The 23,960-nt window shown below is 45.1% G+C and carries 21 protein-coding genes and 1 riboswitch; of the genes, 13 read left to right on the top strand and 8 right to left on the bottom strand.

Annotated features, from left to right (window positions below):
- Position 1 precedes the first annotated feature (1 nt).
- From ruvC to aspS, 3 genes are all read right to left on the bottom strand, one after another.
- Entirely contained in the window at positions 2-523 is a 522-nt protein-coding gene (gene ruvC / locus R7070_RS07690; protein WP_005387909.1) for a crossover junction endodeoxyribonuclease RuvC, read from the bottom strand.
- 92 nt (positions 524-615) lie between these two features.
- Complete coding sequence (locus tag R7070_RS07685) at positions 616-1,362, bottom strand: YebC/PmpR family DNA-binding transcriptional regulator (RefSeq protein ID WP_017635061.1); 747 nt, start codon at positions 1,360-1,362, stop codon at positions 616-618.
- 143 nt (positions 1,363-1,505) lie between these two features.
- Positions 1,506-3,284, bottom strand: a complete 1,779-nt coding sequence (gene aspS / locus R7070_RS07680; RefSeq protein ID WP_005378401.1) for an aspartate--tRNA ligase — start codon at positions 3,282-3,284, stop codon at positions 1,506-1,508.
- A gap of 273 nt (positions 3,285-3,557) precedes the next feature.
- On the opposite strand from aspS, the gene R7070_RS07675 reads away from it, so the two are divergent.
- The 7 genes from R7070_RS07675 to R7070_RS07645 all read left to right on the top strand — a co-directional run bounded on the left by R7070_RS07675 (position 3,558) and on the right by R7070_RS07645 (position 10,200).
- A complete protein-coding gene (locus tag R7070_RS07675; protein ID WP_054729591.1) occupies positions 3,558-4,424 on the top strand; it encodes a DUF72 domain-containing protein in 867 nt (288 codons plus the stop codon).
- A 93-nt stretch (positions 4,425-4,517) separates the two neighbouring features.
- On the top strand, positions 4,518-5,255 hold the full coding sequence (gene cmoA / locus R7070_RS07670; protein WP_017635063.1) for a carboxy-S-adenosyl-L-methionine synthase CmoA: 738 nt from the start codon (positions 4,518-4,520) through the stop codon (positions 5,253-5,255).
- 81 nt (positions 5,256-5,336) lie between these two features.
- On the top strand, positions 5,337-6,308 hold the full coding sequence (cmoB, locus tag R7070_RS07665) for a tRNA 5-methoxyuridine(34)/uridine 5-oxyacetic acid(34) synthase CmoB (RefSeq protein ID WP_256900318.1): 972 nt from the start codon (positions 5,337-5,339) through the stop codon (positions 6,306-6,308).
- Between the two features lie 276 nt (positions 6,309-6,584).
- Positions 6,585-7,331, top strand: a complete 747-nt coding sequence (locus R7070_RS07660; protein WP_005378391.1) for an ATP-dependent zinc protease — start codon at positions 6,585-6,587, stop codon at positions 7,329-7,331.
- Positions 7,332-7,342: 11 nt separating this feature from the next.
- Positions 7,343-8,848: an inactive transglutaminase family protein gene (locus R7070_RS07655; RefSeq protein WP_005378389.1), complete on the top strand. Its 1,506-nt coding sequence runs from the start codon at positions 7,343-7,345 to the stop codon at positions 8,846-8,848.
- Positions 8,849-8,851: 3 nt separating this feature from the next.
- Positions 8,852-9,820 (top strand): alpha-L-glutamate ligase-like protein, encoded by a 969-nt coding sequence (locus tag R7070_RS07650; RefSeq protein ID WP_005378387.1) that lies wholly within the window; start codon positions 8,852-8,854, stop codon positions 9,818-9,820.
- 227 nt (positions 9,821-10,047) lie between these two features.
- Entirely contained in the window at positions 10,048-10,200 is a 153-nt protein-coding gene (locus tag R7070_RS07645) for a hypothetical protein (RefSeq protein WP_005378381.1), read from the top strand.
- Between the two features lie 143 nt (positions 10,201-10,343).
- On the opposite strand, the gene mukB is transcribed toward R7070_RS07645, so the two are convergent.
- From mukB to cmoM, 4 genes are read right to left on the bottom strand one after another with little or no spacing between them, the layout of a single operon-like run.
- Entirely contained in the window at positions 10,344-14,807 is a 4,464-nt protein-coding gene (gene mukB / locus R7070_RS07640; protein ID WP_256900346.1) for a chromosome partition protein MukB, read from the bottom strand.
- 2 nt (positions 14,808-14,809) lie between these two features.
- A complete protein-coding gene (mukE, locus tag R7070_RS07635) occupies positions 14,810-15,535 on the bottom strand; it encodes a chromosome partition protein MukE (protein ID WP_005378379.1) in 726 nt (241 codons plus the stop codon).
- Positions 15,516-16,853 carry a chromosome partition protein MukF gene (gene mukF / locus R7070_RS07630; RefSeq protein WP_017634722.1) on the bottom strand — a complete coding sequence of 446 codons (1,338 nt, stop codon included), beginning with the start codon at positions 16,851-16,853 and terminating at the stop codon, positions 15,516-15,518. The genes mukE and mukF overlap by 20 nt, the downstream gene beginning before the upstream one ends.
- A gap of 2 nt (positions 16,854-16,855) precedes the next feature.
- Entirely contained in the window at positions 16,856-17,647 is a 792-nt protein-coding gene (cmoM, locus tag R7070_RS07625; protein WP_025998624.1) for a tRNA uridine 5-oxyacetic acid(34) methyltransferase CmoM, read from the bottom strand.
- Positions 17,648-17,761: 114 nt separating this feature from the next.
- Between cmoM and elyC the strand changes: the two genes are divergently transcribed.
- Complete coding sequence (elyC, locus tag R7070_RS07620) at positions 17,762-18,547, top strand: envelope biogenesis factor ElyC (RefSeq protein WP_005387893.1); 786 nt, start codon at positions 17,762-17,764, stop codon at positions 18,545-18,547.
- Positions 18,548-18,619: 72 nt separating this feature from the next.
- Here the strand turns inward: elyC and torR are convergent, their stop codons facing one another.
- Positions 18,620-19,330, bottom strand: coding sequence for a two-component system response regulator TorR (gene torR, locus R7070_RS07615; RefSeq protein ID WP_005378370.1), 711 nt, complete (start codon positions 19,328-19,330; stop codon positions 18,620-18,622).
- Positions 19,331-19,596: 266 nt separating this feature from the next.
- On the opposite strand from torR, the gene torD reads away from it, so the two are divergent.
- The 5 genes from torD to R7070_RS07590 all read left to right on the top strand — a co-directional run bounded on the left by torD (position 19,597) and on the right by R7070_RS07590 (position 23,944).
- Positions 19,597-20,244, top strand: a complete 648-nt coding sequence (gene torD / locus R7070_RS07610) for a molecular chaperone TorD (RefSeq protein ID WP_017820035.1) — start codon at positions 19,597-19,599, stop codon at positions 20,242-20,244.
- A 468-nt stretch (positions 20,245-20,712) separates the two neighbouring features.
- The gene (gene purR, locus R7070_RS07605; RefSeq protein WP_005378368.1) at positions 20,713-21,717 is read left to right on the top strand and encodes an HTH-type transcriptional repressor PurR; all 1,005 of its coding nucleotides are present in this window, start codon (positions 20,713-20,715) and stop codon (positions 21,715-21,717) included.
- A 288-nt stretch (positions 21,718-22,005) separates the two neighbouring features.
- A riboswitch (cyclic di-GMP riboswitch) is annotated at positions 22,006-22,095 on the top strand.
- A 116-nt stretch (positions 22,096-22,211) separates the two neighbouring features.
- The gene (locus tag R7070_RS07600; protein ID WP_005378367.1) at positions 22,212-22,802 is read left to right on the top strand and encodes a TfoX/Sxy family DNA transformation protein; all 591 of its coding nucleotides are present in this window, start codon (positions 22,212-22,214) and stop codon (positions 22,800-22,802) included.
- A 114-nt stretch (positions 22,803-22,916) separates the two neighbouring features.
- On the top strand, positions 22,917-23,603 hold the full coding sequence (locus tag R7070_RS07595) for a TVP38/TMEM64 family protein (protein WP_005378366.1): 687 nt from the start codon (positions 22,917-22,919) through the stop codon (positions 23,601-23,603).
- Positions 23,604-23,623: 20 nt separating this feature from the next.
- Positions 23,624-23,944 carry a DUF2007 domain-containing protein gene (locus R7070_RS07590; protein ID WP_017820033.1) on the top strand — a complete coding sequence of 107 codons (321 nt, stop codon included), beginning with the start codon at positions 23,624-23,626 and terminating at the stop codon, positions 23,942-23,944.
- Positions 23,945-23,960 lie beyond the last annotated feature (16 nt).

The following is a 23,960-nucleotide window of genomic DNA, read 5'->3' as shown; positions in this document are numbered from 1 at the left end:
TTTAACGGTAGCGCCCTTTTCTGGCACTGGTTGCTTTGCCCGCTAACGCAACGAGAGTCTTGTTAGTATTGGCATGACAAATCGCCACACCTAAAGCATCGGCTGCATCCGCTTGAGGCTTGGCGGGCAATTTAAGCATCTGTTGAACCATATGCTGAACTTGCGCTTTGTCCGCGCCACCAGTGCCGACGACAGCTTGCTTAATAAGACGAGCCGCGTATTCAAATACCGGCAACTCCGCATTCACCGCAGCAACAATTGCACTGCCACGAGCTTGGCCAAGTTTTAGCGCTGAATCCGCGTTTTTGGCCATAAACACTTGCTCGATCGCGAAAACGTCCGGTTGAAACTGGGTAATGATTTCCGTGACGCCTGCATAAATCTGTTTAAGCCGACCCGGAAGTTCTTTTTCTGAAGTACGAATGCAGCCACTACCAAGGTATTGCAAGTGGCGTCCATTTTGACGAATGACCCCATAGCCGGTAATGCGCGAACCTGGGTCAATGCCCAAAATAATTGACATGAATGTTCCTAAAAATGAGGCCTAATTCGGCCTCAGTCTTTTTATTATTACTTGCTAACTTCGGAGCAAATACCGCTCCCGACACCTTGAGTTTAATCTAGCGTAGCCGCAACGTCGTCAGAGATATCACCATTGTGATAAACCTCTTGAACATCGTCCAGATCTTCCAAAGCGTCAATCAAACGAAGTAGTTTTGGCGCAGTATCCGCGTCCAAATCTGCTTTCGTAGATGGGATCAGCGACACCTCAGCGTTCTCTGCCTCAAACCCTGCGGCATCAAGAGCATCTTTTACGAGTCCAAAATCGCCTGGGGCCGTGTAGACATCAATCGAGCCATCTTCTGCCGTTTCAATGTCATCAGCACCACTTTCTAATGCTACTTCCATTACCCCATCTTCATCTAAACCTGGGCCATATGAAATCACGCCTTTCTTGTCGAAAAGATAGTTGACGCTACCATCCGTCCCCAGATTACCGCCTGACTTTGAGAATGCATGACGTACGCCAGATACCGTACGATTTCGGTTATCCGTCATACATTCGACCATGACCGCCGTACCACCTGGACCATAACCTTCATAGATCACGGTTTCCATGTTGTCGTCGCCTTCACCACCAGCACCTCGGCTGACAGCGCGGTTGACAGTGTCACGTGTCATGTTGTTAGACAGTGCTTTATCAATTGCTGCTCGCAAACGTGGGTTATTTTCTGGCTCACCGCCCCCCTCTTTTGCCGCAACAACGATTTCACGAATTAATTTAGTAAAGATTTTGCCGCGCTTCGCATCTTGCGCTGCTTTACGGTGACGAATATTCGCCCATTTACTATGACCAGCCATAATTCACCTTTTAATGTATTTTGACGCTTAATAACAAAACATGTTCTAAAAAGCGTTGCTTGGGAAATTGCTTTGGAAGTTTCTTGGGTTTATTTAAACAAAAACTCCCGCAGTTGCGGGAGTTTTCTTCAAATGTTGTGCGCTTATTCTGCGTCTTTTTCTTTCGCTGCAGTTACTGCGATTGCTAGCTCTTCTAGCGCTGCTGGGTTCGCAATACTTGGTGCGTCTGTTAGTAGACACGCCGCTGCTGTTGTTTTAGGGAACGCGATAACATCACGGATGTTCTCTGTGCCACATAGCAGCATTACTAGACGGTCTAGACCAAATGCAAGACCAGCATGTGGAGGCGTACCGAATTTCAGCGCATCAAGCAGGAAGCCGAACTTAAGCTGTTGCTCTTCAGGTGTGATACCTAGAATATCAAATACGGCTTCTTGCATATCTGCGTTGTGGATACGAACAGAGCCGCCGCCCACTTCGTAGCCATTTAGAACCATATCGTAAGCGTTAGAATTTGCCGCAGCAGGGTTTGCTTTTAGCTCTTCCGCAGTCACACCTAGAGGCGATGTGAATGGGTGGTGCATCGCGTGTAGGTTGCCTTCGTCATCTTCTTCGAACATCGGGAAGTCAACCACCCATAATGGAGCCCAAGCAGATTCATCCGTTAGCTCTAGGTCTTTACCTAGTTTCAAACGTAGCGCACCCATTGCTTCTGCAACGATACCCGCTTTATCAGCGCCAAATAGGATAATGTCACCAGATTCCGCTTGAGTACGATCTAGAATGCCGTTGATCACGTCTTCATTTAGGAACTTAGCGACTGGAGATTGGATACCTTCCATGCCCGCTGCACGGTCATTAACCTTCATCCAAGCTAGACCTTTCGCACCGTAGATGCCAACGAATTCACCGTAGCCATCAATTTGCTTACGAGTCAAAGATGCACCACCTGGAACGCGAATAACGGCAACGCGGCCTTTTTCGTCGTTTGCTGGACCTGAGAATACTTTGAACTCAACATCTTTCACTAGGTCAGCAACGTCTACTAGTTCCAGTGGGTTACGTAGGTCTGGCTTGTCCGAACCGAAACGACGAATCGCTTCGCTGAACGGCATTACTGGGAATTCACCTAGGTCAACATTTAGTAGCTCTTGCCACATTTCACGAACCATTTTCTCAGTCGTTGCACGAACTTGGTCAGCCGTCATGAATGACGTTTCGATATCGATCTGAGTGAATTCTGGTTGACGGTCAGCACGCAAGTCTTCATCACGGAAACACTTAACGATTTGGTAGTAACGGTCAAAACCAGACATCATTAGAAGCTGTTTGAATAGCTGTGGAGACTGAGGAAGCGCGTAGAAGCTGCCTTTGTGAACACGGCTAGGTACTAGGTAGTCACGAGCGCCTTCTGGTGTCGCTTTTGTTAGTACTGGTGTTTCAATGTCTAGGAAGCCGTTGTCATCTAGGAAACGACGAACAAAGCTAGACGCTTTAGCACGTAGCTTGATACGGTCGCTCATTTCTGGACGACGTAGATCTAGGTAACGGTACTTCAGGCGCTGCTCTTCAGAGTTCTTTTGGTTGAAGTCTAGAGGCAGAACATCAGAACGGTTGATGATTTCAAGACCTTTCGCAAGGATCTCAACTTCACCTGTTGCCATGTCTTTGTTTGCTTGGCTCTCTGGGCGAACGCGCACTTCACCCGTTAGTTTGATACAGAATTCATTACGAAGTGTGTTCGCCACTTCATACGCATCCGCCATATCTGGATCAACAACTACCTGAACGATACCTTCGCGATCTCGCATATCAATAAAAATAAGACCGCCTAAATCACGACGACGGTTAACCCAGCCGCAAAGTTCTACAGTTTGTCCTGCAAGGGACTTGTTCAGGTGACCACAGTAATGGGTACGCATAATGAAATTCCCAATCTCTCAAATGTTGTTAACTACGCTCTGTCAGCCTCATTGCTAAGCAGAGTAAAGATTCAGTTATACGCTGAATGTCCACGAAAATCGACTACTCAACATACAATTACGTGTGTTTTATCATTCACTGGTGCTTTTTAGTACAACAAATGTTCAAAAGCGCACCAAAGCGAAAAAATTGGGGAGGATTATAGCGTGAAATTACCTATTTCAGCAAAACTCTCGTAAAGTATTCACACGAGTAGCAAGCAGTAAAGAATAATGGATAACTTACCTCTTCGACTTGGATTGACGATGTGGTCGCACAATCAATGGCAACAAAGTTTTTACGGCAGCGGGACAAAGCCCGCTGAACGTTTAGAAAGGTATGCGCAAGTGTTTCATACCGTGGAAGGCAACACGACATTTTATGCCACACCGACGCTCAATACAGTGCAAAACTGGAGAGCCGCAACCCACGATGATTTTCGCTTTACTTTCAAACTTCCTAAAGCCATCACTCATGAGCAAATGCTAAGAGGTTGCAGCGAACAACTGAGAGACTTCATGAAGGTCATGGAGCCTTTGCATGACCGTGTGGGCCAATGGACAATTCAATTACCAGCCGCATTTGGTCCTGAGCACCTTGATCGACTGAAAAAGTTCTGTGCGAACTTTCCACCTAACTTCCCTCTCGGTGTTGAGGTTCGCCATATGGCGTTTTTCTCCAAAGGCGAAGAAGAGCGAGCACTTAACCAATGGTTAGTAGAGAATAATATTGACCGTATTATTATGGATAGCCGCCCAGTCTTTGCCGCTAAGCCCGACAATGAGGCGATCATTGATGCGCAAATGAAAAAACCACGAGTCCCTGTTCACGCCATTGCTACCGCTTCACACCCTTTGATTCGCTTTATTGGTCATCCAGAAGAACAGCAAAATTACGAGTTTTTTAAACCATGGCTCAACAAGTTGCCACAATGGATTGCCGAAGGTAAACAGCCATATGTCATGATCCATACCGCAGACAATATAATTGCGCCAGAGTTGGCTGCAAACCTGTATAAAGACATACAAAAACGTATCACGCTCCCTGAGTTAGCACCTTTCCCAGCTGACGATGGCAACTCGCAGTTACAGATGTTCTAACGCAACACATGACAGAGGCGCGAAATTCCCATAAAATACGCGCCTTTTTTGGTGCCTGACATTTTCAGGCGGCTTGTATGCAGAGACTTAGTTATGAACCCTAAGAGCAATCCAGATACTATTTTTTCGGCTCCAATCGATAAAATTGGGGATTTCACGTTCGATGAACGCGTAGCGGAAGTATTTCCTGACATGATTCAACGATCGGTACCGGGTTACAGCAATATTATTTCTGCAATCGGTATGCTGGCAGAGCGTTTTGTAAAACCTCACTCAAACATCTATGACCTTGGCTGTTCTTTGGGTGCTGCAACATTGTCTATGCGTCGCCATATCAAACAAGAAGGTTGCCAAATCATCGCAGTGGACAACTCTCCGGCGATGGTTGAGCGTTGTAAACTTCACGTCAACGCTTACCGCAGTGACACTCCTGTGGATGTAGTAGAAGCAGACATTCGCAATATCGAAATTGAAAACGCGTCAGTGGTGGTGTTGAACTTCACTTTGCAATTCCTCTCTCCAGAAGATCGTTACTCCTTGCTCGAAAAAATTTACGCTGGCCTTCGTCCGGGCGGCATTTTGATTCTATCTGAGAAATTCGTCTTCGAAGATGAAGTGTCGAATGAACTATTAATTGACCTTCACCACGACTTTAAACGTGCGAATGGTTATAGCGAACTAGAAATCAGCCAAAAGCGCAGCGCGATAGAAAATGTAATGCGCCCAGATTCAAAGAAAGAGCATAAAGAGCGTTTCGCTAAAATTGGCTTTTCTAGCTACGATGTTTGGTTCCAATGCTTTAACTTCGGCTCCATGTTCGCGATTAAATAGACCATGCATACAAAGCCTGAACCATGCCGATTTCGGCTTTTGTTAATAATTTATACCCATCAACTCAGCGATTAACTAACTATGTTTAACTTTGCAAATTTCTACCAATTGATTGCACAAGACACCCGTCTTCAACCTTGGCTTAATGAGCTTCCACAACAGCTAACGGATTGGCAAAATGCAGAGCACGGTGACTTTGGTCGCTGGTTGAAAGCCCTGAACAAAATCCCAGCGGGTAGGCCGGACAACATCGACATTGTTGATTCTGTCACGATTTCAAACAATGAGCCGATGCCTCAAGGGGAACTTAAAAAGCTAGAAAGCTTACTTCGTACATTCCATCCTTGGCGCAAAGGCCCATACCACGTACACGGCATCCATATTGATACTGAGTGGCGCAGTGATTGGAAATGGGACCGCGTGCTTCCGCATATTTCACCATTAAAGAATCGCAGCGTACTCGATGTAGGTTGTGGTAACGGCTACCACATGTGGCGCATGCTAGGCGAAGGTGCACGCTTAACTGTCGGTATCGATCCATCTCACCTGTTCCTGATTCAGTTCGAAGCAATTCGTAAACTAATGGGCGATGACCAACGTGCACACCTACTGCCATTGGGCATTGAACAACTACCTAAGTTAGAAGCGTTCGATACGGTATTCAGCATGGGCGTGCTTTACCATCGCCGCTCGCCTCTCGATCATTTAGTGCAACTAAAAGATCAATTGGTATCTGGTGGTGAACTCGTATTGGAAACACTCGTGATTGAAGGTGATGAGAATGCAGTACTGGTCCCGACTTCTCGTTACGCGCAAATGCGTAATGTCTATTTCTTCCCTTCAGCAAAAGCCCTAAAAGTGTGGCTAGAATTGGTCGGTTTTGAAGATGTTCGTATCGTTGATGAAAACATCACGTCCGTAGACGAACAACGTACCACAGATTGGATGACGCATAACTCTCTACCTGACTACTTAGATCCGAACGACCCAAGCAAAACTGTAGAAGGCTATCCTGCCCCTCGCCGCGCGGTTCTTGTCGCTCGCAAATCATAATTCGCTGAGATTCCTGACATTGTCTTAACTCATTTTACGAGTTAAGACATTACCCTCTTTCCTTGTAATGAGCGAGTTTGTTTTTTGAATCCATTTTTCACGTCAAAATATAAGCACGCTCTAAATAAGGATGCGCTTTTATGTCCTTGATTTTTGGCTTTTCATCACTATTCCTCAAACAATAAGTAATAGAGAAACATTCTTACTTGTGAGGCTTTATCGATATAAGCTAAACTCCTAAAAAATAAACAACTTAATCCAATCCCAAGGTTTTCAATGTTATTACGATTGACCCCGATTGTTGCCATCGCCTTACTATCTGGATGCTCACTAACCAAAGGCGAACAGTACCACCAAGAAACGTTAGCGGCGATTCAAAATTCAGAAGCGAATGTCAATAATCGCATTACCAACCTAGAGCTACAGCTCAGCAACCAATCGGACTATATCGACAGCCTTGAAGAACAAGTCGATAAACTACAGGTTGAACTTCTTACATTTCGCGATGAAGCAATGGCAGAAGTAAAAAAACCGAAAGAGCCGATTATTGTCCAATCTCCCGCTCCTGTGGAACCAACCCCAACTCACGATATTGTCCTTGGCTCTATCGAAAAGGTCACTGTAGAGTCGATTAAGCAAACTTTTGATGCACGTATCGACACTGGTGCCGCGACGTCGTCTTTAAATGCCGTTGATATTGAAGAGTTCGAAAGAAATGGTAAAAAATGGGTCCGATTCCACTTAGCAGACACCAGTAAATCCGAAGAAGAGAAAAGTACTTGGATCGAAGCTCCTGTCATTCGCTACGTCAAAATCCGCCAGGTTACCAGTGAAGAGTTAGAACGCCGCGCTGTGGTAGAACTTTGGGTGCGCGTTGGAAAAATTCATGAAAAAGCGCAATTTACGTTGGCAGATCGCTCACATATGAACCATCCTATTTTACTGGGTAGAGAATTTATGCGCGACATAGCACTTGTCGATGTAAGTCGTACCTATATCCAAACGGACGAAGATAAAAAATAATAAGGTAGATTATGACGTCAAAAATACCGTTTTACCTTTCTATCATCTTATTGGTGATTGCGGGCATTGCTCTGAGTGTTTTCAGACATGAAAACTACGGCGTGCCTTGGACGCCAGGCGAAACTCGCCAGGTATGGGATGTAGAAGCTCGTATTGAGTTCAATGCTAACGGCAACGAAGTAAAAGCGTCACTTGCAGCACCTCATACACAAAGTGGTTACACACTTATCGGTGAATCTGCTTCCTCATCAGGTTATGGCGTTTCCTACATCAATGACGATTCAGGCCGTCGTGCAGAATGGTCAATTCGCCAAGCTCAAGGGCCACAAACCATATACTACAAAGCCCAGTTCTTAGTAGACCCTCAGGCTAAAGTCACTCCTTTACCGCCAACGGAAGACATTACGCCACCAACGCTTTCAGCGCCACAAGCAGCAGCGGCAAATGCCCTTATCGAACGTGCGATGAGTCGCTCAGCCGATAATGTGACGTTTACTCGTGAGCTTATCAAAGCGCTTAATGACCCTGATAGCCAAAACTCGTCGCTACTACTGAACGATTTCAGCCGTACTGATGCACTGCATAACATTTTGCTTACCGCAGGTATACAGAGCAAAACCGTCGGTGTTATCGAACTAGAAGATGGTCGTCGACGCCAAACAATTCAACCAATGGTTCAGGTTTGGTCAGGTAAAGATTGGGTACTGTTTTCGCCAAAATCCGAACAAAAAGCAGTGAAACCCAACTTGTTAGTGTGGGATGAATCAAACGTATCCTTACTTGACCTTGTTGGTGGTAAAAATAGCCAAGTGCATTTCTCGATGATTAAGCAAGAAATGACACCACAACAAGCTACAAACAACAAAATAGAAGCAGATGGATTACTGAATATTTCAATTCATAGCCTACCTTTGGAAGAGCAAGCGATGTTCAAAACCATCATGCTCATCCCTATTGGTGCTCTGATCGTTGTGTTCTTGCGTGTGATTATCGGCCTGAAAACATCCGGTACCTTTATGCCTGTGTTGATTGCCGTTGCTTTTGTTCAAACTCAACTATTAACGGGTATTGTCGGTTTCTTGCTAATTGTAGGTACAGGCCTGATTATTCGAAGCTATTTGTCTAGGTTGAACTTATTGCTGGTAGCAAGGATATCTGCGGTCATTATTACCGTTATTATGATCATCTCGGTGTTCACCGTTGTTGCGTTTAAAATGGGCTTAACGGAAGGCCTAACAATTACCTTCTTCCCTATGATCATCTTGTCTTGGACGATTGAACGTATGTCAATCCTATGGGAAGAAGAAGGTGCGAAGGAAGTTGCTCTGCAAGGTGGTGGTTCATTGCTGACAGCGGTATTAGTTTACCTTGCAATGACGAACTCATACATTCAACACTTAACCTTTAACTTCATTGGTCTACAGTTGATTGTTCTGGCCGGTATTCTATTACTAGGTACTTACACAGGTTACCGCCTCACTGAGCTACGACGCTTCAAACCACTAGCGGAGGACTAAACGATGTTCGAAAGTTTTACTTCGCCGTCTAAGCTTCGCCATAAAGGCATTATGGGGATGAACAAGCGTAACCACAGCTATATTGGCCGTTACAATGATCGTTCTAAATACCCACTTGTCGATGACAAGCTAAAGACCAAAATTATTGCACAGGCAGCAGGAGCAACAGTTCCTGCCCTGATCGGTGTCATTCATAACCAAGCTGAAGTTAAGACTATCCACAAAATGGTTGAGAACTGGCCTGGTTTTGTAATCAAACCTGCACAAGGTAGTGGCGGTAAAGGCATTCTGGTTGTTACGTCTCACAAAAACGGGGTATATACCAAACCCTCCGGCTCTACAATTGGTAGGGATGAGGTCGAGCGTCACATTAGTAATGCGCTTGCTGGCCTTTTCTCTCTTGGTGGTAAAAATGACGTTGCTGTGGTTGAAAACTTAATCAAGTTTGATGACTGTTTTGATGGCTTCAGTTATGAAGGCGTACCAGATGTTCGGATCATCGTATTTAAAGGTTATCCAGTTATGGCGATGATGCGCTGTTCTACAGCGGCTTCCGACGGCAAAGCAAACCTTCACCAAGGTGCGGTAGGAGTAGGCATTGACATCGCGACAGGTAAAGCCGTCAGAGCGGTGCAGTTCGATCATCCAGTGACTCATCACCCTGATACAGGTAAAGACCTTTCGACCCTTCAAGTACCGCATTGGGAGCGCTTGCTGGAGCTTGCGTCAAGTGCCTGGGAAATGACAGGTTTGGGATACATGGGTACGGATATGGTGCTGGATAAAGATGAAGGGCCTATGGTTTTAGAGCTTAACGCTCGCCCTGGTCTGGCAATCCAAATCGCTAATGGTGCAGGCTTGCTTCCTCGTTTGAAACACATAGAGAGCCTTGGCACACCTGCTGAGTATCCAAAACCGATTGAACGCGTCGCTTACGCGGCAGAGCAGTTCGGTGTGAAGCCGTTGTTCTAACCCTTCGACATAATGTTCGTTATTACTCGCCAGTAATTGTCATGATTACTGGCGTTTTTGTTCCCGCATCCAAAAACCTTGCACTTGCTCTCCTTATTAAACACATCCTTCTCATATATAAGTTGAATCAATGATCGAGCTAACAAAATCAACATAGATCGTTTCTTTTCTACTTTGCCTTTTGAGTATGATGAGAGCTCCCCTTACTCAACTTGAGAGGTTGAGAAATGCTAATAAAAGAAACAAATAATGATGAACCAGAGCTTGAAGAACAAGAGAGCTTAGACCAACACCTACAACGCTTGTCTGAGCTTTCTGTCCAAGCACTTGAAGAGCTTGCTGAAATGATCGAAGTCAGGGACGATATTCCAGAGGAATAAACGTAGCTTCCTCATTAAGTTCCGCTAATAAGCCGAGACTGCCGTCCTACAGTCTCGGCTTGTCTTATGTTGTTCGAAGCCTGCCTCGCAAACAGATACAAAAACGCCCGCGTTCATTGCGGGCGTTTTGTTAGATTCGAAGTTTACGATTCAAACTCTTCAATCATCTCTTGTGCTTCAGTCTTAGGCTTATCCGTTTGACCAAAACCACGCAGACCAACCACGTGTACGTGTTCGTGATCTTTAAACACCTTACGCACCAGTTTGTAGGTCGTACCTTTCTCTGGGCTGATGTTTTCAGGCGCCGCGATAAGAAGCTGCATATCCAGACGGTCACACAATTCGAACAATGTTGCGATCGATTTCGCATCCAGACGCGCTGCTTCATCCAAGAAGAGCAGACGACAAGGTACAATGTCTTTGCTGCGTAGACGACGAGACTCTTCTTCCCAGCTTTGAACAACCATCAGAAGGATTGACTGACCGGTACCGATCGCTTCACCTGTTGATAGCGCGCCAGACTCAGCCTGTAGCCAACCATCTGTACCACGGTTCACTTCTACACTCAGCTCTAGGTAGTTACGGTAATCCAGTAGCTCTTCACCCAGAACTTGAGGAGAACGTTGACCCATATCGATGTGCGGGTTCACACGTTGGAACAACTTCGCCATTGCTTCAGAGAAGGTAAAGCGAGTCGATTCAAACAGATCTTTATGCTGCTCTTGTTGTGTCGCTAAACCGTTCAGTAGCACTTCGTGACTTTCACGGATCTTCACGTTTAGACGTACGCCCTTCACCTGACCGAACGAGATGTTCGACAAGCCTTGGTTCAGCATACGAATACGGTTTTGCTCACGCTGAATCGTCTTCTTGATGATGCTCGCTACCGACTCAGAGCTGATCGCTAGGCGGTTTTCACGTTGCGTTAGCTCTTCTGTTAGACGCGCTAGCTCTACTTCCATCTCTTCGATCGCTTCAACTGGATCATCAGTACGGATGATATCCTGACGAATACGCTCACGAAGATGTTGGTAAACAGCGATGTAGAACAGAACTTTGCGCTCTGGACGTGCGTTGTCTTCTGATAGACGCAGCGCATCACGAAGATCATCGTTGTTCGCAACCGCTAGACGCAGCGCACCCAATGATTTATCCGACATTGAACGCAGTTCATCCGCAGACATGTAAGCCAGTTCACGCTTATGTAGACGACGCTCAACATCGTTCTCACGCGCTAAACGAAGTACCGAACACCAGCCAGCTTTCGCTGCAACCACGAACGTACGTAGCTCAACGTATTCTTTCTGAACTTTCTTCAGACGTTTCGCCAAACCTTTCATCTCTAGTTCAGTAGAGGTGATTGTACGCTCGTATTCGCTCTTACGGCTGCGAGACGTGTGTAGACGCTCGTGCAATTCGTCACGACGACGCATTGCGCGCTCTTCTGCACCTTCGTCAGCGTTCACGCCAAACTCTTGAAGCTCTTGTTTGAACTCTTGAACCGTTTCCAGTTTCGCTTGGTGTGAACTCTTCAGAGAAGCCAATACTTGGTTGTATTGGTTCATTTGACCTTGCGATTGCTTCAACTCTTCACGAGAGCGAGTACGCATTTGTTCAGCTTGAACCAGTTTAGCTTTTAGCTGCTCACTCAGTTCGCTACTCTTGTTCAGTAGGTCTACTGAATCTGAGTAAGCGAAGTAGTGACGACGTTCAACGAGATCCGAGAGTGCAAAGATTTGCTTCTTAAGATCTTGTAGCCGCTCGTCTGCCGCTTTGTATTCTGCTTCTAGTGCATCGAATTGCTCTGGGTCAGCATCAAGCGCAGACGCAATATTCTCTAATTGCGTGACGGCTTTTGCATGGTTGTTTAAGAAGTTTTTTGCCTCTGCAAGCTGAGCGATTTTCTCTTCTAGCTCATCAAAACGCGCTTGCAATGACTCATCTTCAACAAGCACCATGTGTGACGCTAGCTTGTCCAGAGAAGACAACGCTTGCTTGCTGGTTTGAAGCTGAGAACGTTGTTGTTGCTCTTTCGCATCCAGATCCGCCAACACGCGAGCAATTTGGTTACGCTTATCACGAATAGTTGCCAGTGCTTGTTCTGGATCGGCGTCAAAAGCAACCTGAATGTGGTTAGACACAAATAGGTTAAACGCTTGGTACAAGCGCTGCATTTTCTGAGAATCAAACGCCGCTTTCGCGTGTTTCTCTACCACTTCTTCTCGTTCGTTACGCAGCAACTCTAGACGCTGCTCACGTGCCGCACGGCCAAACAATGGGATCTCAGGCAAGCGAGAGTAACGCATTTGGCGATCGTTCATACGAACGCAAACCGCGCCCTCTAACTCTTCTGCATCGAACGAGCTGTCATCAAAGGCATCGATGTCACCTTCAATGATGTACAAGTCTTCTGGACAGTCGTCTAGCTCTACCAGTTTTTCTTCGATGCCTGACAAGTCAGAAACAACGATAGCGTGACGAGCCGGACCGTACATCGCACTGAAGTAAGGCGCGTCATCAATCGTGATGTCATCGTAGATCTCAGACAGCAATACACCGCCCAGCGTATCTGCCAAACCTTTCAGGCGAGGGTCATTTGAACCACCAGGAGAAGCAAGACGCTCAATCTCAGCGTCTAGCTGGCTACGGCGCTCAGCAAGCTTATCTTTAGCTAAAGACAGCTCCCTTTCTTGTTCAAGGACAACTTGCATGTGGTTCATTACCGCATGGCGATCCTCAAGCTCTTCACCGCTCTGCTCTCTCAGTTTCTCTAGCGCATCGTTCGCCGCAATCCAAGCTGGTGCTATTGCTTCAAGCTTACTAATTTCTGCCACCGCGTTTTGCTCTAGACGGCGCTGTTCACCACGCTGATCACGAACTTCTTCTTGAGCTATCTCTACTGATTCGATTTGCGTCGCATGACGTTCACGTTCTTGTTCAAACGTAACCTCATCGGTTAGTTCAACGTGATATTGCTTTTTGTATTCAGCAACCAGTTCACGTGCTTGACGCTGCTGGTTAAGGCTGCGTTCGAGATCACGGTGTTGTGCTCGCCATTGCTGTTCGTTTTGTGCGATTTGTTGTGACTCACGCGCTTTCGCAATTGCGGTTTTCGCATGTTCAGACGCGTCTTTGCGCTCAACTTGACCAACAATGCTTTGTACCAGTTTAAGCGCGGTTTCAAACTGCTCTGCCGCTGCAGAAGACATGTCCAGTTTGTGCTTAACCGATAGCAACGCATTGGTGCTTTCTGACTCTTTGTTCTTAAGCTCAGAGACAAGCGCTTGAGCCGATTCCGCCGTTAGGCTGTCATCGCCAAGTAGTTGCTTCGCTTTCTCCAGCGCTTGAACTGCTTGTTGATATTGAAGGGCGCGAGTTTGCTGAACGTCAAGAGCTTGCTGGTAATCAGCAAGTTGCGTCTTAAGGCTATCCACCTCTTCTTCTGCAACGGTAGCTTGCTCTTCAGCCATCATCACGCGTTCTTGCGCTTCTTCCACTACCATCATTTGTTCTTCAAGACGCTCGCTCAGCTCTTCAAGATCTTCTTGGTAGCGTTCGATCTTCTCTTGCTGACGCAGCGCGTTTTGCACCAGTTGCAAGTGATCAGAAGCCGCTTGGTAGTCTTGCTCTAAAGAAGATTCTGATTCGATCAGCAGTTCCAGCTCTTCTTGAACGCGGTTAAGCAGATTGTTTTGCTCAATCAAGGTCTCGCGAGAACCAAATAACTCTGAACGCAAAGACAATGTCTGTTCTAGTTTTTTACGGCGCTCGTTGGCATGGCGCATATAGTCCGCTGCCACGTAGTTGGTCGACTCTGTAATCAAATGTTTGAACAAGTCACGGTCTGCTTGCGTGGTTTTGATCGCTTCTAGCGTCATGCGGTTTTCACGCAGCGCCGATTCCATATCTTGGAACGCTTTCTTCACGCCGCCGTTTTGTGGCAGAAGGTAGTCACGTAGCGAACGGGTAATCGCACTTGAGATACCACCGTAAAGCGATGCTTCGATCAGGCGGTAGAATTTAGAACGGTCACCAGAGTTACGCAGTTTCTTCGGAATCACACCGAATTCAAACATTTGCGCGTGGTAATCCACGATAGAAGAGAACGCTTTGAACTGAACGCCTTCAAATTCCGCGATCGATTCTTTTACTTCGTTGATTTGACGTACACGAGCTTGAGTCGCAGATACGCTTTCAACCAAGATATCCGTTGGTTTCACATGGCTTGGAAGACCTTGGATCACAAACGGTTTGATGTCTACTTTCTTATCACGACCCGCAACTTGCTGTAGTTTTACTGCAAACAATAGGCGTTGGTTACGTGAGTTCACCACGTCTAGCGCCGCATAACATGCGCCCGGCTGTAGCTTACCGTACAAACCTTTGTCGCGAGACGATTGGCTGCTGCCCGCTTCTGTCGTGTTACGGAAGTGCAGCAGCGTTTGGTCAGGAATCAATGCGGTGATGAACGCCGCCATTGTGGTTGATTTACCTGCACCGTTACCACCTGATAGCGTGGTGACCAGACCATCGATGTCAAACGTACGGGCAAAGAAGCCGTTCCAGTTGACCATGGTCAGCGATTGGTATTTACCGCGTTCAATCATGCTCATGCTTCACCCTCTTCTGTTGTTTCTTCTTGGGCTTGGTCGTCTTGATCTTCTTCAGACAATAAGCTGCCTTGGCTTGGCTCTTTGGTGTGCACTACTGCTTCACCATCACGGATTAGACGCAGCTGCGCTTCACGCATGTCATCGCCAATACGTACATCGGCACCAAAGCGGAATACCGCTTCACTGATGCTGAATTTACCGGTTTCACCGATGTTGATGATCATGCCTAGGCGACGCAAACGACGAAGTGACGTACGTACTTTTTCAAACAGCTTTTCTTTATCAAGGTCAGAACCAGTCGCACGGTTCGTCACTAGCTTCATCAGCTTGTTTTCGTCTGCTAGAGCAAGCAGTTCGTCGTACAGCTCTTGGTTAGTAAAGATGCCTTCGTGCGCAAGACGCTCTGGGCTTAGGTAAAGGAAACACAGTACCTTCCCCACCAGCATATCCAGTTCAGAAAGAACACTACGGCCAATCAGAGACGTTGAACGAGGACGAAGGTAGAAGAAACCTTCTGGCGCTTTCACCAATTCGGTGTTGTAGCGTTGGTAGAAAGAAGAAAGCTCAAGTTCGAAATCCGACAACAACGCGTGATTGTCTAGATCTTCACTTGAGATATGACGCCCTGCTCGAAGCATGCTGTCTAGCGCTGGGAACAGAGGGTTAGAAATTGCTTTTGCCAGATTCTCTGACATGTATTCATTAGTATCGGTCGATGACATTCGCTTGTACCTTTGCCCCAAATTCGTTGATTGCTTTCCAGTCTGGTTGAATCGCTTGGTAATCCGATTCTGAATACCCTAGACGTACAGCTTGATCGACGATAATGCGAGCTAAATCAAAATGATGAGTGTAAGGGTGCTGTGCAAGGTAATCTCGCAGTACCACACTCAAATCGATTGGTGTGCCTTGATCTTTATGCGCTTTTAGCATGTCACCAATTCGTTCAGACAACTCATCATTGACTTGTTGAAACTCTTCGTATTCTACTTCCATCGGAACTTGACCCGTGACCTCGTCATCACGCAGTACTAGGGCCTCATCACGAAGGTCAGAAAGCCTCTCCGCATCTGCATAAGTCAGATACCAAGGCGCATCGAAGTAATCTTTGACGGATTGACGCAGACGCGAGCTAAACGCACGGTTCTTATCCATATCGATTGCAGTACGAATAAACTTGTGCACGTGTCGGTCGTAACCAATCCAAAGGTCGATCGCTTGCTGGCCCCAGCTTGTGATTCGGTCCAACTTCATTTGCAGACCAAACAAGGCTTCTTCGATAAACTCCAGCTCAGGGTCACCGTAAACAATTTCTTGAATATCGAGGATCTGAGTTTGCAGTTCATCACTGGCGGCTTGCAGCGTATCTTGAAGTTCACGCAACGTGCTTGATGTTTCTGACAGAAGTGCTTCACAGTTGTTGATCGCTTCGCGCCAGTCTTTGTTAAGCAGGTCAGCAATCTGTTGTTTCACTGACTGTTGCTGCTCATCCATAACACGTTGGTTGAGGTCAATTTGATCGAAGATTTCGCCTACAGAATATTTTAAAACACCGTATACGTTTTTCTTCCAGTGACCCGGTGTGCCACCTTTTTGTGCTGCCTCAATCGCTTTCGCCATTTCATCCGCTACCATGGATAGCTGGATAGATAGACGCAGTTTTGAGAACTCACGATGACGCACGTAGTAGTCGGTTATTCCTATCGCTAATGGCGACAAGCGGTAAATGCTCGCTCCGTCAGTAATTTCACTGACAAAACGGCTCATAAGACGCTGCTTAACCATCTCGTTGATCGCATTGTTCGCACGAAAAGCGGAGGCTTCGCCGGTCTCATCAAATAGTCGAGTGACGATGGCAAATGCATCATGCAGTTCACCTTCACCCAGTTCTTCATCGAACCTTTCATTACTCAGTACGGCAATGGCTATCAAAAATGCCAATCGCTCTGTGGTCAGGTTCAACGAGAAATCGTGCTGCTTAACCCAGCCAACCAGCTCATCGATTGGTTGCTCTGCAGCATTGAGAGTCATCTCACTCATTGTTATTCCTGTTTATCGTTCTTTTTAGCCCACACATGAATGTAGCGGCCTAATGAGAGGTATGGCTCTTGTCGACAAAGTTGTTTTTCTAGCGCCAACACATCTTCAAACTCGTAATCACCCATGTATTCCATATTGCCTATGTAATCACTAAATGAGCGAATACCAGATTTGCCACAAATATTAAAACCTGAATTTTCTATCCACTGGTAGACTTCTTCAGGTTTTAAGCCTTTTTGCGGCTGTAGTTTAAATCTTTTTCGGTGAGGCATGCCGTCTAATATATGAGGAATGTTGCCACAAACCACGTTTTTATAGACTAAACCGTGGTGGTTGTAGAACATGACTGATGCGATACCTCCCGGTTTTACTTGTTCTAGAACTGTTTCAAGTGCGGCCTTAGGATCAACCAGCCACTCCATCACAGCGTGGAACATAACCAGATCGACCTGTACATCCATATGTTCACCGATGGATTGGACAGGCGAATGAATCAGGCGATACTGCTCAAGCAAACCGTTTTTTTCAATATCCTGCTTAGCCAACTGCAGCATTTCCGAAGATAGATCACATAAAGCGATTCGATGTCCGAGCTTAGCAAGCTTTTGCGACATTTGTGCCAAACCACCACCAGCGTCTAACACTTCTAGGGGTTGCTGGTCAGCATCTAATTCACTTAGAATCTGTAGAAAATCTTCCCACACAATGATTTGGCGGATCTCCCCTTTATCGGAGCCGTAAATATTTTTTGCAAATTTGTGGGCGATATCGTCGAAATTGCGGTCTTCTGTCACTTCTGCTGAGTTATCATAACGGATTGTGCCGCTATTCTGGCACAAGGAAAGCAGGAATAAAGAGGGATACCCTCATTTTTATTATCAATTGATGTTTTTTCGGACTATTTATGTATGTTTGAGCTGAAAAAAGTAGTGTCAGCCATGCTTATGCCCCTTCCGGCATTGCTGCTGATAGGCTTGTTGGGTCTTGCTCTCATTAGTTTTACTACAAAACGTAAAACTGGCTGCTTCGTTGTTCTATTCTCTTTTGTTGGCATTTTTCTTGTTGCCTTCCAACCTGTTTCAACCAAGCTTCTTATGCCGTTAGAGCGAGAGCATAAAGCCTTTTTGCCAGTTTCTGGCACCATCGACTACGTGATGGTTTTAGGGAATGGTCATGTTATCGATGACGAAATTCCACCCACCTCGCAGTTAAGCCGTGCAGCATTAATGCGCTTAACTGAGGGCATTCGTATTTTAAGAATGTATCCAGGCGCGAAATTAATCTTATCCGGCTATGCTGGCGGATCTGAAATTAGCCACGCGCGAATGATGGCGAACGTTGCCCTTGCGTTGGGAGTCGCGAAATCCGATATCATTTTATTAGAAGATGCGAAAGATACGTGGGAAGAGGCACGTCAAGCGGCTGCATTCGTTCAACAAAAGGAGATTGTGTTAGTCACTTCTGCGAGTCACATGAGCCGTGCATTGTATGAGTTCAACGCAGCAGGCATTAAACCAATCCCAGCCCCGACCAACTTCTTAGCTATTAGCGAGATAAGTCAACCTTGGGATAAATACTCACCTAAAGCGCGTTACTTAGAACAAACAGAGCTTTATTGGCATGAGTACTTGGGCAGTATTTGGCAAAGGTTGCGTGATACTGTCGGCCAAACACCAATGGTTGAAGCAAACTAGTATTATCTTGAAGCCACAAAAAAGGAGAGCCGAAGCTCTCCTTTTTCTTTTTACGATTGAGTTATGTTCCAACTAGTCACCAGCAAACATATAGCCTTCGCCGTGTACCGTTACAAAAATCTGTGGGTTCTTAGGATCGAACTCCATTTTTGCGCGCATACGTCGAATAAGAACATCAATGGTGCGGTCATTCGGCGCATCCACTCGATGGCTGATCATGTTCAAAATACGCTCACGACTTAACACCTGGTTAGGATAAGACGATAATGCCACCAAAAGTTCATACTCTGCTTTAGTTAGTTTTACTGGCTCACCGTTGCGGCTAAGTGCGCGACGTTGAATGTCGAATGTCCACTCCCCAAAGCGCACAATGTGCTCTTCACTGGTTTCATTCGCTTTCGAACTGCCACTGCGCGCTGCTGAAATACGCCACAGCAAGTTTTTAACGCGAACTAACAGCTCTCTCAGTTCAAAAGGTTTTGTCACATAATCGTCAGCACCCATTTCTAGGCCTACGATTTTATCAATGCTATCCGTGCGTCCTGTTACTAATATGATACCAATATCCGATTGGCTACGTAACTCACGAGTAAGCATCAGGCCGTCTTCACCAGGCAGGTTAATATCCAGCATGATCAGGTCTACATCGCCCGCTTGCAAAACTTCACGCATTTCTGCGCCACTCTCTGCTTCGCTGACTTGGTAGCCCTCATTTTGGAAATATCCCGCAAGCTTACTACGAGTTACAACATCATCTTCTACGACTAATACGTGATAGCTCATTTACACCACTTTTCTGTCTTCTTATTATCCAAGACGTATTCTATTCATAACTAGTAACATTTCTAGTCATAGATACATTAAAACGCAAGATTTAGCGTTTTTATTGATTCAAAACAAGCTTGCCCATTGCTATTAATAAACGGTCATTTTTGACCATAAAACATAACAATTATAGTTACTGCTATTCATTTTAATTGATTACACTTAGGGGATATCCCTAATTGACTTTGTGATGCATGACTTGAAGCATCATTCAGGAGCCCAAAATGCAAGAAGTGAAAGCTTTTAATGAGAAACGCGCTGAAATTTACTGGTGGTTTTCGAGCTTGTTCGCAAAAGAACTAACAGAGAAAGAATTGGAAGCCTATCACAGTGTTGAAATTCGCAGTTTTCTCGCAGGTTTAGGTGAAAATGAGTCGCTAAAACCAGCCGTTGATAGCCTAGTTGATGCATTGAATCGGTTACAAGATCGTGAAGATGCACAACTAGAGCTTGCAGCTGACTTTTGTGAACTGTTTTTGAAGACAGAAAAATACGGCGCTCTTCCTTACGCATCCATGTACATTGGTGAATCAGGTTTACTGAATGACAAGCCAGCTGAGGAAATGGAAAAGTTGATGGCTGAATTTGGCGTTCAAGTAGACGAAAACCTAAAGGAACCTGCGGATCACTTAGCCGTTGAGCTCGACTTTCTCGGGAACATGATTATCCGCTCAAACGAGCTTGAACAAGAAAAACACATGGAAGAAGCCTTCGTTAAACAAAACGACTTTATCCAGCAACAATTGATGTCTTGGTTACCTCAGTTTTCAGACAAATGTAAACAATTCGACGAATTTGGATTTTACTCGAGTGTCGCGAAACTATTAGTTGCATTTTGTAAACTAGACAGCGCCTACCTTCTTGGTGAATAATTGCCGCCTATTTTTAGGGAGCCTGCCTATCGGGCTTCCTGTATGCCTGAAAGTGACCAATTGTAAGTAACTTGGGTATAATATTCGTTTGCCTTAACTTAGCGCAAAGACGCTTGGTTATTTAGCAGTCAAAATGTGACTTCAAATACACAAATCTCTTGCTGAAAACATTGCTAGTCAGTCCACATAGGGCTAAAATGTGAGCGCAAACGATTAAATATGATTTATATGTAAACCGCTGAAATATAGCGGTTTTTGTGTTTTCTTAACAGGTTGATGGCAATTTCTCATCAGATAGAAAAAAGATAAAATTCATCGACCGATGCTGCTACGTACCCTTTTGTCGCACTTGGATCAACCGCTGCCGAGACACTTAGCGCCAATTTTATATTGCTAGGTGTGAAACCATTAGAGCATCAGGTACATCCAATACGACATATTTCAGTAGCTCGATACAGGACACCATTTATGGCCACGATAAAAGACGTTGCTCGCTTAGCCGGCGTTTCCACTACGACAGTTTCGCACGTTATCAATAAAACGCGTTTCGTTGCAGAAGCAACGCAAGAAAAAGTAATGAAAGCCGTTGACGAGCTGAATTACGCGCCAAGTGCCGTTGCACGCAGCCTAAAATGCAACTCAACTCGTACGATTGGCATGTTAGTAACTCAATCAACTAACCTATTTTTCTCAGAAGTGATTGATGGCGTTGAGAGCTACTGTTACCGCCAAGGCTATACTCTGATTTTATGTAACACAGGCGGGATTTACGAAAAACAACGCGATTACATTCGTATGCTGGCTGAAAAGCGCGTTGATGGCATCTTAGTGATGTGTTCTGACTTAACCGAAGAACTAAAAGAGATGCTTGACCGTCATGCGGACATTCCTAAAGTGGTCATGGATTGGGGCCCAGAGAGCTCACAAGCAGACAAGATCATGGATAACTCAGAAGAAGGTGGCTACATTGCAACCAAACATCTGATTGACAATGGTCATACGGATATCGCTTGTCTAAGCGGTCATTTTGAAAAGCTTGCTTGCCAAGAGCGCATTGCAGGTTTCCGTCGCGCAATGAGCGAAGCGAACCTAGCTGTAAATGAAGACTGGATCCTTGAAGGTAACTTTGAATGTGATACGGCCGTATTAGTTGCAGATAAAATTACCGCAATGGACAAGCGCCCGACGGCGGTATTCTGTTTTAACGACACAATGGCTCTAGGCCTAATGAGCCGCTTGCAACAAAACGGGATCAAAATTCCTGAAGATATTTCAGTGATCGGCTACGACAACATCGAGCTTGCGGAATACTTCTCTCCACCGCTAACGACTATCCACCAACCTAAACGTCGTGTTGGTAAAAATGCATTCGAAATTCTACTTGAGCGTATCAAAGATAAAGAACACGAAAAACGAATTTTCGAAATGCAACCTGAGCTTGTAATTCGAAATACTGTGAAAAAAATGAACTAAATTTCACTGTATTTAACCGTGTTAAATAAGCGCTCTACAGGGGCGCTTATTTTTTTTGGAAAAATTAAGCATTCTCTAATACTTCACACCACTCTAATAACAATTGACTAACGTTAACTCCCTGTTTTATATAAATGTAATATATATTAAGAACTCCTTTTCAAAGGCCAATTTGCACCTTTCCATATGCAAAATAGAGCATTCAATCTATCATTTTTATTGAACCGAAATCACACTTTTAACGCTAAACCGTGATGTTAATTCAATATAAGAAGTATGCTCATTGTGTCACGCACAGGGCAAACCATTCGAAAGAGTGGGACGCAAAGCCTCCGGCCTGAACCATATTACGATATGGAAGGTAGCGGGGTTACCGATGGCAAGTGTGTAAGCAATGACTTTACTCTGTAATGACATTGTTTTTACGCATGTTTGCTACTCTCTCGGACCTGACTTTTGGTGGCGTAATATTAATTACACCGAGATAACAAAACATGGATAAACCGATACTCAAAGACTCTATGAAGCTATTTGAGGCACTTGGTAATATCAAGTCGCGCTCAATGTTTGGTGGCTTCGGACTATTCGCTGATGAAACAATGTTTGCACTAGTGGTAAACAATCAGCTTCATATCAGAGCAGACCAAAAAACTTCATCTGACTTCGAGAAACAAGGGCTAAAGCCTTACGTTTATAAAAAACGTGGCTTCCCAGTCGTTACAAAGTACTACGCTATTTCCAGCGATTTATGGGAATCAAGCGAACGCTTAATCGAAGTAGCGAATCAATCATTGAAAAAGGCAAAGCTTGAGAAAGAACAGCAAGCAAGTACAAAGCCTAACCGTTTGAAAGATTTGCCTAACTTACGACTGGCTACCGAGCGCATGCTAAAAAAAGCCGGCATCGAATCCGTAGAGAAGCTTGAAGAGGAAGGTGCGCTTAACGCCTATAAAGCGATAAGAGATACGCACTCTGCAACCGTCAACATTGAGTTGCTATGGGCACTAGAAGGTGCTATCAACGGCACTCATTGGAGTGTGGTACCTCAAGCTCGCCGAGATGAGTTGATGAACGGCCTCCAATAAAAGTCGGCCTAAAAACTATCTTGTAAAACCGCAGTCTAATCTGCGGTTTTTTTGTGAAATTTTTTCGGTTTTCCTACTGTCTTATTACATATATCCCAAATTGGAATCAAAATTATGAATAAGAAACTGATTTTAGGTCTCATCCTACTAGCGGCTATCGTCTTTTTAGGTATTAACTTTGGCCAGTATTTAACCTTAGAGAATGCAAAAGCCCAACAAGAAGCACTAACTACATACATCGATCAGAATTTTGTATTCTCGGCTGCGATTTACTTTTTTACCTACATTGCAATTACCGCTTTTTCTATCCCAGGAGCGGCAGTAGTCACCTTACTTGGTGCAGCCTTATTTGGTTTTTGGACAAGCTTGCTACTGGTTTCTTTCGCTAGCACTATGGGGGCAACACTGGCCTTCTTGAGCAGCCGATACTTATTGCGTGACTGGGTACAAAACAAATTCGGAAATAAACTCAACGCAATTAATCAAGGTGTCGAAAAAGACGGAGCTTTTTATCTATTTTCCTTGCGTCTAATCCCTGTATTCCCTTTCTTTCTAATCAACTTACTGATGGGCTTAACGCCGATGTCTGTAGGTAGATTTTATCTCACTAGCCAAATAGGTATGCTGCCAGGCACAGCCGTATATCTGAATGCAGGTACTCAATTAGCAACAATTGAAAGCCTATCGGGCATTGTTTCACCCGCAGTATTAGCGTCTTTTGCGCTATTGGGACTATTTCCAATCATCACTAAATGGGTTATGAATAAAGTAAGGCCGACACCAAGTCAGCAAAACTCGTAATTGGTGAAGTGGGTATTTTGATGAAAATATTTATCGCTAAAAACCCAGCAGAAGCACACATTGTATGTGAGCTGCTTAAAGTGGAACAAATTTACTGTGAAGTTCGTGGAGAAGGTATTTTCGGCTTAAAAGGAGAACTGCCGTTTGGTGATGATACCGATCCTTATGTGTGGCTTTTTGACACTGCACAAAAGATGAAAGCTGAAGAAATAGTAAAAGCATATCGAAAACAATCCGATAGGCATGAGTATCAAGATTGGCAATGCCCAAAATGTCATGAAATAAACGAAGGGCAATTTGGTGCATGTTGGCAATGTGGATATCAACTAGGAGAGCTATAGCGGCTCTCCTATTCAG

The sequence above is a fragment of the Vibrio sp. 1557 genome (genome assembly GCF_033340175.1).
Taxonomy (GTDB): Bacteria; Pseudomonadota; Gammaproteobacteria; order Enterobacterales; family Vibrionaceae; genus Vibrio; species Vibrio alginolyticus.
Note: the sequence above shows the minus strand (reverse complement) of the source record. Positions and strands in the feature narration are given on the sequence as shown.